This is a genomic window from Negativicutes bacterium (assembly GCA_021372785.1).
GTDB lineage: Bacteria > Bacillota > JAAYKD01 > JAAYKD01 > JAAYKD01 > JAJFTT01.
In genome coordinates this window covers 17,125-33,356 of the sequence record JAJFTT010000052.1, presented here as the reverse complement: position 1 = coordinate 33,356, position 16,232 = coordinate 17,125, and the positions used below count along the sequence as shown (strand labels likewise).

16 protein-coding genes are annotated in these 16,232 nt (G+C 50.2%); 1 reads left to right on the top strand and 15 read right to left on the bottom strand.

Annotated elements, in window-relative coordinates; genetic code table 11:
* Positions 1-50: 50 nt before the first annotated feature.
* The 6 genes from pyk to tilS all read right to left on the bottom strand — a co-directional run bounded on the left by pyk (position 51) and on the right by tilS (position 8,368).
* On the bottom strand, positions 51-1,799 hold the full coding sequence (gene pyk / locus LLG09_07190) for a pyruvate kinase (protein MCE5196894.1): 1,749 nt from the start codon (positions 1,797-1,799) through the stop codon (positions 51-53).
* Positions 1,800-2,046: 247 nt separating this feature from the next.
* Complete coding sequence (locus LLG09_07185) at positions 2,047-3,762, bottom strand: proline--tRNA ligase (GenBank protein ID MCE5196893.1); 1,716 nt, start codon at positions 3,760-3,762, stop codon at positions 2,047-2,049.
* 45 nt (positions 3,763-3,807) lie between these two features.
* Positions 3,808-4,440 (bottom strand): cyclodeaminase/cyclohydrolase family protein, encoded by a 633-nt coding sequence (locus LLG09_07180; GenBank protein ID MCE5196892.1) that lies wholly within the window; start codon positions 4,438-4,440, stop codon positions 3,808-3,810.
* Positions 4,433-6,283, bottom strand: coding sequence for an ATP-dependent zinc metalloprotease FtsH (ftsH, locus tag LLG09_07175; GenBank protein ID MCE5196891.1), 1,851 nt, complete (start codon positions 6,281-6,283; stop codon positions 4,433-4,435). Before ftsH ends, LLG09_07180 begins: the two co-directional genes overlap by 8 nt.
* A gap of 42 nt (positions 6,284-6,325) precedes the next feature.
* Entirely contained in the window at positions 6,326-6,880 is a 555-nt protein-coding gene (hpt, locus tag LLG09_07170) for a hypoxanthine phosphoribosyltransferase (GenBank protein MCE5196890.1), read from the bottom strand.
* A gap of 108 nt (positions 6,881-6,988) precedes the next feature.
* Positions 6,989-8,368: a tRNA lysidine(34) synthetase TilS gene (gene tilS, locus LLG09_07165; protein MCE5196889.1), complete on the bottom strand. Its 1,380-nt coding sequence runs from the start codon at positions 8,366-8,368 to the stop codon at positions 6,989-6,991.
* Between the two features lie 223 nt (positions 8,369-8,591).
* Between tilS and LLG09_07160 the strand changes: the two genes are divergently transcribed.
* Positions 8,592-9,287, top strand: coding sequence for a 2-phosphosulfolactate phosphatase (locus tag LLG09_07160; GenBank protein ID MCE5196888.1), 696 nt, complete (start codon positions 8,592-8,594; stop codon positions 9,285-9,287).
* Positions 9,288-9,410: 123 nt separating this feature from the next.
* Here the strand turns inward: LLG09_07160 and LLG09_07155 are convergent, their stop codons facing one another.
* The 9 genes from LLG09_07155 to LLG09_07115 all read right to left on the bottom strand — a co-directional run bounded on the left by LLG09_07155 (position 9,411) and on the right by LLG09_07115 (position 16,150).
* Positions 9,411-9,650, bottom strand: a complete 240-nt coding sequence (locus LLG09_07155) for a DNA-directed RNA polymerase subunit omega (GenBank protein MCE5196887.1) — start codon at positions 9,648-9,650, stop codon at positions 9,411-9,413.
* 15 nt (positions 9,651-9,665) lie between these two features.
* Complete coding sequence (gene gmk / locus LLG09_07150) at positions 9,666-10,292, bottom strand: guanylate kinase (protein ID MCE5196886.1); 627 nt, start codon at positions 10,290-10,292, stop codon at positions 9,666-9,668.
* A complete protein-coding gene (locus LLG09_07145) occupies positions 10,289-10,576 on the bottom strand; it encodes a DUF370 domain-containing protein (protein ID MCE5196885.1) in 288 nt (95 codons plus the stop codon). Before LLG09_07145 ends, gmk begins: the two co-directional genes overlap by 4 nt.
* A 20-nt stretch (positions 10,577-10,596) precedes the next feature.
* Positions 10,597-11,478 carry a YicC family protein gene (locus LLG09_07140; GenBank protein MCE5196884.1) on the bottom strand — a complete coding sequence of 294 codons (882 nt, stop codon included), beginning with the start codon at positions 11,476-11,478 and terminating at the stop codon, positions 10,597-10,599.
* Positions 11,479-11,561: 83 nt separating this feature from the next.
* Positions 11,562-13,301, bottom strand: coding sequence for an NFACT family protein (locus LLG09_07135; protein ID MCE5196883.1), 1,740 nt, complete (start codon positions 13,299-13,301; stop codon positions 11,562-11,564).
* Between the two features lie 120 nt (positions 13,302-13,421).
* A complete protein-coding gene (gene pyrR / locus LLG09_07130; GenBank protein ID MCE5196882.1) occupies positions 13,422-13,964 on the bottom strand; it encodes a bifunctional pyr operon transcriptional regulator/uracil phosphoribosyltransferase PyrR in 543 nt (180 codons plus the stop codon).
* Positions 13,912-14,922 (bottom strand): RluA family pseudouridine synthase, encoded by a 1,011-nt coding sequence (locus LLG09_07125; protein MCE5196881.1) that lies wholly within the window; start codon positions 14,920-14,922, stop codon positions 13,912-13,914. The genes pyrR and LLG09_07125 overlap by 53 nt, the downstream gene beginning before the upstream one ends.
* Positions 14,909-15,373, bottom strand: a complete 465-nt coding sequence (lspA, locus tag LLG09_07120) for a signal peptidase II (protein MCE5196880.1) — start codon at positions 15,371-15,373, stop codon at positions 14,909-14,911. Before lspA ends, LLG09_07125 begins: the two co-directional genes overlap by 14 nt.
* A gap of 87 nt (positions 15,374-15,460) precedes the next feature.
* Positions 15,461-16,150, bottom strand: a complete 690-nt coding sequence (locus tag LLG09_07115) for an amino acid racemase (protein ID MCE5196879.1) — start codon at positions 16,148-16,150, stop codon at positions 15,461-15,463.
* Positions 16,151-16,232 lie beyond the last annotated feature (82 nt).

Genomic DNA, 16,232 nt, shown 5'->3' with positions numbered 1-16,232 from the left:
AAATTTGTGCCAACACCCCCGTCCCCCTGGCTCGCTCTTTGGCTCGTTATTTACGCTCTGACTTTACCGCGGAAAATACGTCCGTACCGATCGACCGTAATCTCCTGGCCGGTCTTGATAAAGGAGGTGGCGTTTTCTGCGCCAACCATGGCCAATATATTCAGGTTCAACCCAAAGATGGCTCCGGAAGAGGATAAACCGCCTTCTTCTGTCACCAGTGCGGCAGCCTTTTTGATGGCGGGCAGGTAATCTCCGTCGACGCTCTTGGTGATCAGGATATCGCCTTGGTGCATCTTGGCTTCCGCTTCTTCCGGAGAGAAAGCAACCACCGCTCTGCCAACCACATTGCACTCGCCAATACAAACGCCTCGTACCAGTATATCACCGACTGTGACGATCTGCATCATATTGGTGCTGCCCGGTATGCCGACCGGTACGCCTGCCGTCAGAATGATCAGGTCACCGTTAGCAATACATTCGGCATCCAGAGCCGTTCCAACGGCTTCATTTACCATGGAGTCCGTATCGGGCATATTCGGTACTACCAACGGCGTGATACCCCAAACCAGGCAAAGCTGATTGGCTGTGGCTTCATGCGATGTGACGGCAATAATACGCGCCTGCGGACGATATTTCGCTACATTGCGTGCTGTGCTGCCCGAGGAAGTGGCCGTAATAATCGCATCGGCTTTTAGATCATTGGCGCTTTGGCAAACGGCATGGCTGATGGCATCGGTAACAGAGACCTCTGTCGTCAGGCGGTTATTCTGCCAATTCAACTTCATCGGCCAGGCAGATTCTGTTTTCTCCGCAATCCGCGCCATCGTTTGCACCGATTCCAGCGGATATTTGCCGCTGGCCGTTTCGCCGGACAGCATGATGGCGTCGGTGCCGTCCAGGATCGCATTGGCGATATCACTGGCCTCGGCGCGGGTAGGCCGCGGATTGCGGATCATGGAATCCAGCATCTGAGTGGCGGTAATCACCGGAATTGCCTTCTGATTGCAGAGGCGGATCATTTCCTTCTGCGCAATCGGCACTTGCTCCGACGGTACTTCCACCCCCAAATCCCCGCGGGCAACCATCAAAGCGTCGGTGACTTTCAAAATATCGCTCAGGTTATCGAGACCTTCCTGACTTTCGATTTTGGCAATAATCTTCATATTACCGCCGGCATCCTCAATGATCCTGCGGATTTCCAGCACATCTTCCGCCTTACGGATAAAGGAAGCAGCCACGAAATCGAGGTTATGCTCAATGCCGAACAGAATATCCTCTACATCTTTCGGGTTGACCGCCGGAATGGAAATTTTCGCTCCGGGCAGATTGACTTTTTTACGGTCGGATAATTCGCCGCTGTTGAGTACTTCACAAATAATATCGCTGCCGTTTTGCACTTCTATGACACGCATGCTTAAGTTGCCGTCATCCAGCAGAATCATGCTCCCCGCCGTTACTTCACGCGGCATCGCCTCGTATTCTACGGTTACCATCGTTTGATCGCCGATGACAGCGCGGGTTGTCAAGCAGAAGCGATCTCCTTGCTGCAAACTGATTTTTTGCTTGGCAAAGGTGCCGATGCGGATTTCCGGTCCCTTATTATCCAACATGATGGGAATCCGTAAACCCAATTCTTTTGCCGCCTGCCGGGCCATATTGATTCTGACCAGATGTTCTGCATGGTTGCCATGGGAGAAATTTAATCTGACAATATTGGCTCCGGCCAAAAAAAGCTTCTTCATCATCTCCAGGTCTTGAATCGCCGGTCCCAGGGTAACAACTATTTTTGTCTTTCTCATCGCTAGACTCCTTCCTCTCTCGATTGCTGTCACTGTCATACCGATAAACCATCTGATGGTTCGGTCCGGTTACCTCTTTTTACGGAGTACACACGTTGATTCCTTACGCTCCTTTGGCCGCCATGGGAGCTTCCGATAATTTTATTATACACCCAAACAATTTCAGAGAACAAGAGCAAAATAATAAAACCTATGTAAAATTGCGTGATTCATCTCCAATGCAAAGAATCACGCAATTTTATTCTGCTTATTGATTTTTCCAGGAGACCAATTCTGTTTGAATCAAATTCCGAATGAATGGAATTGCTTCCTGCAGAGGCAATTGCACTGCTTCCTGTTTCTTGCGCTCCTTCAGCTCCACCTGACCGGCAGCCAGGCTGCGGGCGGAAACAATCATACGGATCGGCAGACCAATCAGATCCGCATCGTTGAATTTTACTCCGGGACGCAAGTCGCGGTCATCATATAACACTTCAATCCCGGCAGCCAGCATTTCCTGATAGAGCTGATCCGCTTTGGCCACCACATCCGGGTTGCCGCCGACCGAACACAGACAGACATGATATGGTGCAACAGTCATCGGCCAGATAATACCGGCCTCATCGTGATGTTCTTCAATGATGCATGAAAGCAAACGACCCAAACCGATGCCGTAACAGCCCATCACCAAAGGCAGATTTTCACCGTTTTCATCCAGAAATGTCGCTTTCATAGAGGAAGAATACTTGGTGCCCAGTTTAAAGATATTGCCGACCTCCACCCCGCGCGCTTCCCGCAAAGGGCTGCCACAAATAGGGCAAAGTGCTCCTGCTTTGACCGAAACTAAATCATACGGTCCCTCCCCGCTAAAATCGCGCGGCAGATTGACGTTGCGCAGATGATAGTCCGTTTGATTGGCACCGGCAATCCAGTTTTTACCTGCTGCAATTGAGGCATCCACTAAAATCCTGCCTGTGAATCCCAGCGGTGAAGCATAACCCGGCACAATGCCGGCGCAGATTGCTTCTTCTTCCGTAGCTAAGCGGACGTTGGCATCATCCAAGACTTTTTTCAGTTTCAGCTCATTCAGTTCCAGATCGCCGCGAATGACAACCATCAGCAGAGAGCCTTTGGAAACATAGAAGAGCGCCTTCATGCAATCCTGCGCTTCGGCTGCCAGAACTTCGGCAACCTGGGCGATTGTTTTGCAGCCCGGGGTATGTTCCTCCTGCAGCGGCAGCGGTTCAGCCTGCGGAATCGTCCAGCTGCCTGTTTCGGCAACTTCCTGGTTCGCCGCATAACCGCATTGGTCACATAAAATCAGGCTGTCTTCGCCTATGGGGGTGACATACATATACTCGTGTGAGACTTTACCGCCGATATTGCCGTTGTCCGATTTGACTGTAATCACATTCAAACCCGCCCGATGGAAAATACGGAAATAGGCTTGTGTCATCACTTCATAATAAGCATCCAAATCTGCTTCCGATTGATGAAAGCTGTAAGCGTCCTTCATATAAAACTCACGCACCCGAATCAAACCGGCGCGCGGGCGGGCTTCATCGCGAAATTTCATCTGAATCTGATACAAAACCAGCGGTAATTGCTTATAACTGTTAATTTCGTTGCGCACCAGATCGGTGACTGCTTCCTCGTGCGTAATGGCTAAGACCATATCGCGGCCGCCGCGGTCTTTAAAGCGGGCCATTTCGGGTCCGACACTGTACCACCGCCCCGATTCCTGCCACAATTCGGCCGGCTGTGCCAACGGCATATTGATTTCCTGCGCCCCCACGCCGTCCATCTCCGAACGGAGGATCTCCTGAATTTTTTTCATTGAGCGCCAGGCCAGCGGGTCATATTGATAGATACCGGCGGCCATCTTCCGGACTAACCCTGCGCGCAGCAGGAGTTTATGGCTGTCTATCTCGGCTTCGGCGGGAACTTCGCGGATTGTCCGGCCAAACATTTTTGACATTTTCATCTGGCTCTCTCCTTTTGTGAGAATTTTTCTGTGGCTGGATTCGCGTTAACCCAAAGTAGGTTTCGCCAGGATTTCCGCTTGCAGCGCCAAAGCTTCCATATTCAGCAGCAGATCCTGACAAAACAGATCATACTCTGCCGCTTCGCCGGCCTCTTTTAGTCCGGTCAGATTGATCCTGATATTGGCAATCGCTCCTTTGCAGCCCGCTAACGCCAAATAGGAAGCAACCAACCCATCGCTTGCCGTGTTGCGGTTGCCTTTGGCTAAAGCAACCTGCACCAGTTTCATGACTTCATAAGCGAGTGAGGCTGTCTGTTTGGGTACCTCGATGGCATTTCTGGTGGCAGCCAAAATCGCTGCCCGACGCGCGTTTTTCTCTGCCGCTGTTTCTTTGGGCAGCTGATAAGCCTGCATGACCTGCCTGTAGGCTTCGCTGTCCAAAACAACCAGGTCTTTGGCTGTTAAGGCATAGTTCGCTGCCAGCGCCTGCAATTCCATCATTTCTGCGCTGACTTCGGCGTATTTTTTTCTGCCTAAAGTTAGATTTGCAACCATTTCAGCTAAAGAAGCTGCCATGGCTACGGCAAAAGCGGAGACGGAACCGCCGCCGGGAGCAGGTGAATCAGACGACAATTCCTGCAAAAAATCATTGACGCTGAGATCAAGTAAATCACTCAATTGTTTCATCCTCTCTCCGGGCTGTCTCGAGACCGCTCTCGGCTAAGACAGCGATCTGAGCAAACAAAGCGTTCAGTTCCTCGCCCTTGACAGTTTCTTTTTCCATTAAGGTTTCCGCCAGCAGATTCAATTTCGCCCGGTGCATCTGCAGCAGTTCGGTCGCCTGTTTGTAACAGGTATCCACCACCAAACGCACTTCCTCATCGATCACGGCAGCCACTTCTTCACTGTAGGTTCTCCCCTGCGAGAGATCTCGGCCCAGGAAGACTTCATGCTGCTTGTTGCCGAAGGTCATCGGCCCGAGTTTTTCACTCATCCCATATTCCGTCACCAAACGGTGCGCCATATCGGTCACGCGTTCCAAATCGTTGCTGGCTCCGGTAGATACTTCACCAAAGACCATGCTTTCTGCCACCCGTCCGCCTAAGGCATAGGCGATGGAATTATAGATATCTTTCTTTGTCACATAATAGCGATCTTCTTCCGGCACTACGGAAGTAAAACCGCCCGCCCGCCCGCGAGGTACGATGGTTACCAGATGTACGGGATCAAAATCCTTCAAATAATGCGCTACAATGGCATGTCCCGCTTCATGGTAGGCGCTGAGTTTCTTTTCTTTTTCGCTCATCAGCCGCGATTTTTTGGCCGGACCGGCAATCACCCGATTGATGGCTTCTTCCATATCGGACATTTCAATTTTTGTTTTGTCCCGCCTTGCCGCCAGCAGAGCGGCTTCATTGACCAGGTTCTCCAGATCGGCTGGAGTAAAGCCTGGCGTGGAGCGCGCGATAATCTTTAAATTAATGTCCTCCGCCAATGGTTTGTTGCGGACATGCACCCGCAGAACCGCTTCTCTTTCACTGACATCGGGACGATCCACCGCCACCTGACGATCAAAACGGCCCGGTCGCAGTAAAGCGGGGTCTAGAATATCGGGACGGTTGGTAGCGGCAAGGATGATGATGCCATCGTTGGCTTCAAAACCATCCATCTCCACCAACAGTTGATTAAGGGTTTGCTCACGTTCATCGTGCCCGCCGCCCAACCCGGCGCCTCTTTGCCGTCCGACCGCATCAATTTCATCGATGAAAACGATACAGGGAGCGCTCTTTTTAGCGGTTTCGAACAAATCACGGACACGCGAGGCACCGACACCGACAAACATCTCAACAAAGTCGGAGCCGCTGATGCTGAAGAAAGGAACCCCTGCTTCCCCAGCCACCGCTTTGGCCATCCAGGTTTTACCGGTTCCCGGCGGGCCATAGAGCAGAATCCCTTTGGGAATGCGGGCACCCATATCGACAAAGCGTTTTGGCTGCCGCAGGAATTCCACGATTTCCTGCAGTTCTTCCTTCACCTCTTCGTAACCGGCGACGTCTTTAAAGGTGATTTGCTTGGCGCCGCCTTGCTGCAGTTTGGCACGGCTGTGACCAAACGACATCACTTTATTACCGCCGCCGTTGTTTTGCTGCATAAAGAAATAATAGAAAGCAATGAACAAGCCAAACATAAATAAGGTATTGAGTAGACCGGTCCACCAGGGTGTTTCCGGTGGCAGTTCCACTTCATATTTGGCTGTATTTTCTAAAATCAGCTTATTGACCACCTCTTCGTCCGCTTTCGGTATCACGGTGGTAAACGTACTGCCGTCAGTTAAACTGCCCTTGATTTCCTGAGCGTTCTGAACGACTGCGCTGATTTGACCGTTGCTCAGATATTCCCGAAACGTATTATATTCCAGCGTTAACGGCTGTGTTTGTTCCGCCAGAAAGAAATTCAACACGGCGACGGTAATGAGGATAATCAGCAAATAAAGCGGTGCTGAACGTAATAACTTTTTCAAATGGATACTCCTCTCAATCTCAAAAATCGCTTGTTCTCTTGGTTAGCTTTGCAATGCATACGCCTCTGGTTTTAAGATGCCAATGTAAGGCAGATTTCTATATTTGTCCGCATAGTCCAAACCATAACCGACTACGAAGTAATCTTCAATTTCAAAGCCGGTGAAGTCGCCTTTAACCTCTACTTTGCGGCGATTGGGCTTATCCAGGAGCACAGCGACCCGGAGCGATTTGGGATTCCTTTTGCTCAGTAAAGCTTTCATGCGGAGCAGCGTTAATCCGGTATCGATAATATCTTCCACGATCAGGACATTTTTTCCGTTGATATCATGATCCAGATCTTTGGTGATTTTCAGATTGCCGCTGGTTTCCGTGCTTTTACCATAACTGGAACAGCCGAAAAATTCCACGGTCACCGGCTGTTTGATTTTTCGCACCAGATCCGCCATAAAGCAAAAAGACCCGTTCAGTACTCCGACCACAACCAATTCGTCATCCGGGGCGTAAAAGTCACTGACTTGCTTGCCAATTTCCTCTACTTTAGCTGCCAGAATCTCAGCACTGAGATAAATACGCTCGATGTTATCTTCTAAATTCATAGGTGTTTTTCCTCTCCTCTCACTCCTGAGGCGATATTACAGCTGTAATGTATTATTGTAACATAATTTCTACGCTCTGATAAGTGCCGATACTTGACAATTTTATGTCTATTGCAGAAGAATACGATAAACCGGTTTTTCCGCATCCTGTGGCTGCAGAGCAAGCGCTGTATAAAGTCCGGGAATAAATACAATCGTCTCACCCAGCAAAAACAGCGGATACCGAAAACGCCAGGGCAGCGGGATAGCATTTTCCTGCCAGAAGTCAGCCACACTTTTATGACCACCATTCGACAGAGCAATCCGATCTCCCTTTCGCCAAGTGCGTAAATGAAAGGGCAGCCGCAAGGCCTGCTCGCCCAGCACACCGGCTTGTCTGCGCATGGATGCCGGCAGCGGGTCAAAAATCAGTGTGCCACAACCGGTCAGACTCTTGCTGCAGGGCCACTGGTTTGCCGGCGGCAGCCTGTAGGTCAAATCGAGCTGCACCGGTGCCGTCTCGCCTGGCAGGAGAAATAATCTGCCGCAGCTGAGCCGGAAAATTACTTTTCCCGGCAGAGAATATTGCCAGGAACTGGTTTGTGCTCTGATTTGCCGTTCGATTTCCTGATGATGCCGATATTGCAGATTTTCTTCTCCTTGCTTAAGCAGGAAGAATTGCTGCCGCAGCCAGCGCGAACGCAGGGCCAGAGGCAGTTGCAAATAATCAGCCGCCGCCATCGAGCAGAAACCAAAAGGATCGCGCGGCAACTCTGCCGCAGCCTTCTCCATTGCCGCCTGCAGGTAGGCTTCATCTGCCGCCAACAATTCCTGTGTATGCAGGATGTGCTGTTCAAAAGCAGGTGCGATTTCGCGCAGCTGCCCAAATAAGCGATGGCGGATTTGGTTTCGCTGGTAAATATTACTGTTGTTGGAAGGATCCAGACAATAGATGATCTGATGTTCTTCCAGCCAGGCGATGATTTCGGCGTGGCTGATCGAGACTAAGGGACGCACCAGACGAAGCTGATCCGTCAACGGCCGCGTGAACGGCATTGCCGATAGGCCCACGGAACCGCTGCCGCGCAGCAGCCTCAGGAAAAAATTCTCCACCTGATCATCTGCTTGATGGCCCAGCACAAGCGCCGTAGCCTGAAACTCGGCTGCCGCTTTCTGAAAAAAGGCATAACGGGCAGATCGGCCGGCTTCCTCTTCTCCTAATTTTCTGACCTGAGCCAATGGCCGAATATCTCTACGCTGATAAAAAAACGGCAGCTCCAATTTCTTTGCCCATTGCCGCACAAATGCCGCTTCCTCACAGGCTTCCTGCCCGCGCAGACCATGATTGAGATGAGCAACGGCAAGCTGCCACTGAAAATCCGTTGCTAGAGCATGCAACACGAGAAGCAGAAAAAGGGAGTCAGGACCGCCCGAAACGCCAATCAGCAGCCTCTCTCCCTTATCGAACAGTTGATTTGTCTCTATGATTGCTCTGATTCTTTGGATCATTGTTCTTCACACTCCAAATACATCTATAATTCTCAATCTCCGCGCAATTTTCCTGCCGCCGCTGCTCAAGAGTCGCCTATTTTTCTTGTTTTCAGCAAGGGAAGCAGAAGAATGTTTTTTTACCTTAAAACCAGGCAGGATTTTTCTCTTCTTTCCAGAAAATAGTATGGCAAAACAATCAACCCGGCAAAAGCGTTTTATCGGGTTTACAGGAGGCAGCAGCATGAACATCGAGATTTTACAATTGACTGCGGGTGCGGCGCAGGCAAAAGGCATTGTCGTGATCATTGATGTATTCCGGGCCTATACTGTAGAATGTCAGGCATTTCGCCAGGGAATCCAACGCATCTACCCGGTGGCAGCCATCGAAGATGCTTTGGCACTAAAGGCGGCGCATGCCGACTGGCTGCTGGCCGGCGAACGTCATTCCAGAAAAATGCCGGGTTTCGATTTCGGCAATTCACCTTATGAAATCAGTCTGCAGGATCTGCAGGGCAAAACCCTAATCCATTCTACCAGTGCCGGCACGCAAGGCATTGGCGCCGCCGTTTGGGCAGAGGAAATCTTGGTCGGCGCTTTGACCAATGCCAAAGCAAATGCAGACTATATCCGTCGGCGGAATCCGGCGCAGGTCAGCCTGGTCTGTATGGGGCAAGAAAACCTGTATCCCGCTGAGGAAGACACCTTCTGCGCCGAATATATGCAAAGTTTATTGGAAAATCGTTCTTATGACCGGCAGGCTGCCATCGAAATCCTGCGCAAAGGCAGCGGTGCTCGTTTCTTTGAACCGGAAAATATTGCCTTTTCGCCGCCGCAGGATTTTTATCTGGCTACCGAGTTCGACAGTTTTCCCTTTGCCTTAAAGGTATTGCGGGATGCCAACGGCAGCAGCTATGTGGAAAAGATCACTGTAAATTAACTGTGCATTCATCATAAAAAAGCAGAGGATCACTCCCCTGCTTTTTTGCGGAAAATTCGGCTGATTCGTAGACTGCCCTGCTTTTTCTCCGGCGGCACCGCTTGCGCAATCGCCAGACCGCTTTTAGAGTAACGCTTCGTCTCTGCCCTTGCCGGCTTCCGCCGCAGCTAATTCTTCGGGATTCATGCGGCGATAAGTCAATTCCCCGCCCATCAATTCATCATAAGCTTGCAGCAGCGGCTTGTTGGAAGAATCTTTCGGTTGTGATTTCTGCAATTCTCTGGCCCGTTTGGCTGTGATGATGCAAGCGGTATATTTGCAGTCGGCGTGTTTATAAATTTCATCAGAGGGGATCCGGCTCATTTTCATTACTCCTATCTAGTCATTACATGGGGGGATGGGGTTGGCATGCGAAAATATCTCCAGGTCGCACATATTACGCCATCTGAGTTGTTCCGATAATAGGATGGCTTTGATCTGCTCAACCGCATGCGCCACGGTATCGTTGACCACAACATATTCGTATTTCTGACCGGTCGCCAGTTCATCTTTGGCTTTTTGCAGCCTTTTTTGAATTTCTTCGCTGGATTCAGAGGCGCGATGGTTTAAACGTTCGGCTAAATCCGCGAAAGTTGGCGGAACCAGGAAAATGAAGACGCCGTCGTGCACCGTTTCCATCACTTTGGCGGCTCCTTTTGTTTCAATCTTGAGAATGACAGACTTGCCGTTTGCAAGCTGTTCTTCCACAAAAGCCCGCGGTGTACCGTAGAGATGCCCTAAATAATCTGCATGTTCCAGAAAACCGCCTTCCGCCAGCTTTTTCTCGAATTCTGCACGCTTCATAAAGAAATAGCTCTTGCCTTCTACTTCATAGTGACGTTTGGGGCGTGTTGTGGCAGAAACGGAATAAACTAAATCAGGCAGTTCCTTGAGCAAAGCATCGCAAACAGTGTCTTTGCCGGCACCGGATGGAGCCGAAAGGACTAATAAAACACCACGCTTCATTTTGCAGGTATCCTCTCTTCGTCATCTTCTTCCCGCTCTTCTTTGGCATCCAGACGATTGGCAATTGTTTCCGGCTGGACTGCCGAAAGAATAATATGATCACTGTCGGTGATGACAACGGCGCGGGTTCGCCTGCCGTAAGTCGCGTCAATCACCATGCCTTTTTCTCGGGCTTCGTGCACGATGCGCTTAATCGGGTTCGATTCCGGACTGACAATTGCAATGATTTTTCCGGTCGATACGAAATTACCAAAGCCAATGTTCACCATTCTGTTCTCACTCATAAAAACCCTCCGCCGGCATTTTACTCTATGTTTTGAATTTGTTCCCGCATCTTCTCCAGCTCTGCTTTCAGGTTGACTACGTTTTTTCCAATTTCAAAATCACTCGCTTTGGAGCCGATGGTATTGACTTCACGATTCATTTCCTGCAGCAAAAAATCCAGCTTTTTGCCGACCGGTTCTGTCTTGTCATCCAATAGTTGATAAAACTGCTGTACGTGGCTGGCCAAACGGACCAGTTCTTCGGTGATATCACTGCGGTTCGCCATCATCGCCACTTCGGTCAGCAATCGGGTTTCTTCCACCTGCACCCCGTTCAGCAGTTCCAGCATTTTGGCTTGCAGCTTTTGACTGTATTCTGCTACAACCAAGGGAGCTCTTTCCAGAATGCTTTGCGACATCGTTTGGATCATCATCAGACGCAAACGGAAATCCTCCTCCAAACGCAGCCCTTCCTGAGCGCGCATCGCAGCAAACTCGCTGAGTGCCTGGCGCAGTAAAAGCTCTAATTCCTGCCAGATGACTGCCACATCTTCATTGCGGCGCTCAACCCGGACCACATCCGGCAGAGTCAGCAGTTGTGACAGCGTGACCGTTTCCTGTAAGGCAGAGGCTTCCGCTAAAACAGCGGCTCCTTTTTGATAGGCTAAGGCCAAAGGCAGGTTGACCTGAATTTCATAAGCGTCCTCCCCGCTGTATTGATAGGAGACAGAACAATCAATGCGTCCGCGCCTGGCAAAACCTGAGATCGTCTGACGGATTTTTTCTTCCAAACTATTCAAATCCCGCGGGCAGCGCAGTGAAATATCTAAGAAACGATTGTTGACAGACTTAAGTTCTACGCTTAGTTTTCGCACTCCCTCTTTGGATTCGCTGCGGCCAAAACCAGTCATACTTACCAGCATCTTATGCCTCCATACCTGTAATAGGTAAATATTCGACAAGGAGAGATCAGTCTCCTTTCCGTATTTCTCCCAGATGTGGAGGTTTACCTAATTTCAGTGTCAGATTCCGTCGCAAGCTGTTCGGGTGAACGCGGAGCGACGGAAATTGTTTTTTGCTGCGTATAATGAACCGAGCCGGGTCTGGCGCCTTTAAACTTTTTGACATAGCGCCGCAATGTATAATCCACATCCACATAACTGCTGCTGCGCGCCTGACTGAACCAGGCAGCCAGCGCCGCGGCCTTTTCAATCACGGCTGCATCCGGTTTCGCCTGATGAATCACCACATGCGAACCGGGAATGCCTTTGCTGTGCAGCCAGCAGTCGTTGGCTTCGGCCAGCTCCATCGTTAAATAATCATTCTGCAGGTTATTACGTCCCACAGAAACCGGAATCCCCTGAATCAGCAGGTGCAAAGGAGCTACGGTCGGCTGCTTTGGTTTCTTCTTCTGATTGCCCGGTTGACGCTCGCGTGCCAGGAAACCTTGCTCCAGCAATTCTTCGATGATTTCTGTCAGTACACCCGTTTCCCCGGTTTGTTTGGCTGCCAAAAGCACCGACGTCAGATACTCTATTTCCGAAGTGATTAAGCCGATTTGTTCGAGAATCACTTTTTCACCCTTACGGGCTTTGCTGTAGTGTTTAAAATAATTTTGCGCATTCTGCGCCAGTGAGAGTTTATAATCGAGCGGAATCGTTAATTCCGCCAAGTTTTCATCGTAGTAATTGATGACCTGAATCTCGGCGCTTTTAGTACCCGGGTCCGGCGTATTTTTGAGCAATTCCCCCCAGAGACGATATTGAGCCGCTGCTTTGCCGGCCTGCAAATCTTCCTCTAAACCACACAGTTTGCGCTGCGCTTTGTTGATAGCCGCCTGCACAACCGAAGTGACCCGGTTACGCAGCTGATTGAGTTTTAATTCCTGATCGGCATGATCATAAAAAAGGCCAATCGCCTGTGAAGCGCTCAGCCAACGGCCTTCCGCCTTGTTTGGCGGAAAAGCAATCGCGCTGAGATTGGGGGCAAGCGCCGAACCGGATAGATAAAGCATGCCGGGCCGTCGTTCCGCCATGGCTTTTTGGCTTAAGGCTTGCAGATGCTGCCAATCCTGCGGCTGCAGAAAAGCGCTCAGCCGATCGGGATCGATCGCCGCTGCCTGCAGCAGCTGTTTCAGTGTAGCCGGACCGACTCCGTCCAAATGGCGACGCAGCCAATCCAAAACCGAAAGTGACAGTTCCTCATCCGTGGTAGGAGGCAGCCAGGCTTCCGGCGGTTGTTTTATTTGTTCGGGAGGCGTGCGATAAATGCGGCCGGGCAGGATTTCACGGTAGCGATTCTGATCGGAGGAAACATGCTTGATGGCGTCGAGGATTTTCAGGTCCTGATTGAGCAGGATGAGGTTGCTGTTTTTACCCATCAGCTCCACCATCAGATAAAGTTTGATCGGATTGCCCAACTCGTCCAAAGCGGCAAAGGTAAAGCGGATCAACCGTTCATACTTTGGCTGTTTGATTTCGATGATATGAGCGCCTTCCAATTTTTTACGGATCAATTGGCAAAATGCGGGCGGTGTCTGGGGATTTTTTCGTTTCAGATCGCTGAATTGCACGCGGGCAAACTGGGGATGAATGGATAAGAGCAGTTTATATGAAACCTTAAGTGCGCGCAATTCCAAGGTCATTTCGGTTGCATTGTGCTGATAGATGCGATCAACCCGGGCATCAGTCAATTTTGCATTGAGTTCTTCCGTTAAGGCACGGATCGACAAACCTTCCAAGGCCAAAAGACTACCTCCTTTCCAAAATAAAGTAACGGCATGCGGCGTATTCTGTCAACGCGTGAATTGGACAGGTGGAAAAACCTATGGCAAGGAACGGTCTTGCCCGTGTTGAATGGATCCCCTTTACGTCGATCCATCGCCTGGTTTACGCAAGATCACCTGGTCTTTGCCGTCGATCTCCGTGATCTCCACTTCTATATTTTCCAGCTTAGAGGTGGGGATATTTTTACCGACAAAGTCCGGCCTGATGGGCAATTCCCGATGACCACGATCGATCAGTACGGCCAGTTGGATGCGCTCCGGTCTGCCCCACTTCATCACGCCATCCAAAGCGGCCCGTACCGTTCTGCCGGTATGCAGTACATCGTCCACCAAAACCACGGTTTTGCCGGTGATCTCGGCCGCGGTCAGCTCAGAACCCTGCAAAGGTTGCTTCTTATGATCATCGCGATACGGTGTAATATCGATTTCGTAACAGGCTATCCGAATCCCCTCCACACGCTCCATCACCTCGGCTAAACGTTGGGCCAGAGGAAGACCGCGCCGCTTAATACCGACAAAAACCAAATTGGCACAACCGCCGTTTTTTTCGATGATTTCATGCGCCAGGCGATTAATGATTCGCCGGATTTGTATCTCGTCCAATAATAAAGTCGAGTTTGCCATCTGCTTCCCCTCCTTCTGTCCAAGGTCTGCCCAGCTTTGTTAAAACGTCTCGGAAATCCTGCGGCGGCGGGGCGGTGAATTCCAGCCATTCGTTTGAGCATGGATGAAAGAAGCCAAGCCGATAGGCATGCAACGCCTGCGCCTCTAAACCCCAATGTTGCTCCCTGGCAGAATAGAGCGGGTCTGCCACGACGGGATGGTGTGCGTAAGCCATGTGCACTCTGATCTGATGCGTTCTGCCGGTCAGCAGCTGCACTTTCAGCAAATCCATTTGCGGAAAATGCTGCAGCACGCTATAGGCTGTCTGCGCTTGTCTGCCGTTGGCCACTACCGCCATTTTCAAACGATTGATCGGGTGACGCCCGATGGGAGCGTTGATTATGCCGCTTTCCTCTTTAAAATTAGCCCAGGTCAATGCTAAGTACATGCGTTTGGCGGTTCTGTCTTTGATCTGTTGGCTGAGTGAATTTTGAGCCAATTCGGTCTTGGCTACCACCAGCAATCCGCTGGTATCTTTGTCCAATCGGTGTACGATGCCCGGCCGCATGGTGCCATTGATGCCAGGCCAGACTTTAGAATGAGCCATTAGACCATTTACCAAAGTGCCAGTCCAATTCCCCACGGCGGGATGCACCACCAGATTTCTCTGCTTATTGATCACCAATAAGGCATCGTCCTCGTAAACAATCGCAAGCGGAATATCTTCCGCCAGCAATTCCAATGGTTCCGGCTCGGGAAGAATCAGCAAAACCTCTTCACCGCCTTTGAGGACAGTGCGAGCGGGTTTTACCAAATCATTTACCGTCACCAATTCCTCTTTCAACAACAATTGAATATGCGATCGTGTCATATCCGTCATGGCGGTCAGCCATTTATCCAGGCGTTCGCCGCACGCTTCTGCGGGAACAATAAAACGTAGAATTTCTCTGCCGTCCGTTGTTTGATCATACAGCTCCATTTGTATTCCCTTCCTTATATATCTCATAGACAGTCAGGCTGAGATAGAGCCCCATACCGATCACCAGAGCAGAATCAGCAATATTGAACACAGGAAAAGTAATGAAATCGAATTCTAAAAAATCGATCACATAGCCAAAACGGATTCGATCGATCAAATTACCGACAGTTCCCCCAAAAACCAAACCCCAGATCACGCGCATCAGGGGCTTGTCACCGGTAATTTTTCTGCGGAACAGCAACAACGCCGCGGCTGCCAGCGACGCTATGACGACAAGAAACCAGCGCTGACCGGTCAGAATACTGAAAGCTGCCCCGGTATTCCAGACATAGCGAAACTGCAGTAAACCCGGCAGAAAGCGGGTTGCCGCTGCGTAAACCAGATTGGCCAAAACCCATTGTTTGCTGAAAAAGTCACTGAGCAAAATAAGCAAGGCGATCAGCAAATCCATTTGACTCCTCCAAAAAACCAATATGAATAAAAAGAGAATCCCCGGAGAATACCGGGGAAATCGTGAGAAACCTTTGATTGGAAAAAATTATCTCATTTCAATAATTTTCAGCGCCATAATCAGAGTTGGATCCACCACAGGAACACGAAGGGACCCGTTTTGTAAAACCAACGGGATCTCTGTACAACCGGCAATGATAACTTCCGCACCGCGTTCGATCAAAGCATTGGCAGCCGCTTTCAGCAATCCGCCGCCTTCTTCTTTGCGGCCGGCTTTGATCTTCCGGATGCCTTCCATCACAAGATTTGCTTGAATCTCCGGCAGAGAAGGCAGCATTTCCAAGCCGGCCTTCTCGGCTAAACTCTGGTACAAACCGGTTTCAATCGTGGCACTGGTGGCTAAGAGTCCGCAGCAGGTTAGATTGGGATAATTCTCTTGGATATACTCAAGGCAGATTTTTGGCATATGCAGGACCGGAATCGGAACAGCGGCCTGTACAGCATCATAATAGTAATGCGCTGTATTGCAGGAAATCGCCAAATAATCGGCGCCGGCACGAAAGAGGTTGCGGCCGGTTTCAGCAATAAAGGGAGCCGGGTCTTCCCCGCCGTGCATGATTGCGGCTGTCCGATCGGGAATTTTCGTATTGCTGTCAATCAAAACATGCAGATGCTGCTGGTCAGTATCAGCCGGCGTATTGTGTATGATTTTTAAATAGAGATCTGCGGTGGCTTCCGGTCCCATACCACCGATAATACCGATTACTTTTTCAGCCAAAATTGTTCGACACCTTTCAGAGAAAAATTCAGAGATGAATCTGCGGAATGGTCATGACCATTCTCCGGCTTCGTTTTTGCAG

Coding starts and splice junctions, on each gene's coding strand:
- pyk (MCE5196894.1), bottom strand. CDS start 1,799: ATGAGAAAGACAAAAATAGTTGTTACCCTGGGACCGGCGATTCAAGAC.
- LLG09_07185 (MCE5196893.1), bottom strand. CDS start 3,762: ATGAAAATGTCAAAAATGTTTGGCCGGACAATCCGCGAAGTTCCCGCC.
- hpt (MCE5196890.1), bottom strand. CDS start 6,880: ATGAATTTAGAAGATAACATCGAGCGTATTTATCTCAGTGCTGAGATT.
- tilS (MCE5196889.1), bottom strand. CDS start 8,368: ATGATCCAAAGAATCAGAGCAATCATAGAGACAAATCAACTGTTCGAT.
- LLG09_07160 (MCE5196888.1), top strand. CDS start 8,592: ATGAACATCGAGATTTTACAATTGACTGCGGGTGCGGCGCAGGCAAAA.
- LLG09_07155 (MCE5196887.1), bottom strand. CDS start 9,650: ATGAGCCGGATCCCCTCTGATGAAATTTATAAACACGCCGACTGCAAA.
- gmk (MCE5196886.1), bottom strand. CDS start 10,292: ATGAAGCGTGGTGTTTTATTAGTCCTTTCGGCTCCATCCGGTGCCGGC.
- LLG09_07145 (MCE5196885.1), bottom strand. CDS start 10,576: ATGAGTGAGAACAGAATGGTGAACATTGGCTTTGGTAATTTCGTATCG.
- LLG09_07140 (MCE5196884.1), bottom strand. CDS start 11,478: ATGCTGGTAAGTATGACTGGTTTTGGCCGCAGCGAATCCAAAGAGGGA.
- pyrR (MCE5196882.1), bottom strand. CDS start 13,964: ATGGCAAACTCGACTTTATTATTGGACGAGATACAAATCCGGCGAATC.
- LLG09_07125 (MCE5196881.1), bottom strand. CDS start 14,922: ATGGAGCTGTATGATCAAACAACGGACGGCAGAGAAATTCTACGTTTT.
- lspA (MCE5196880.1), bottom strand. CDS start 15,373: ATGGATTTGCTGATCGCCTTGCTTATTTTGCTCAGTGACTTTTTCAGC.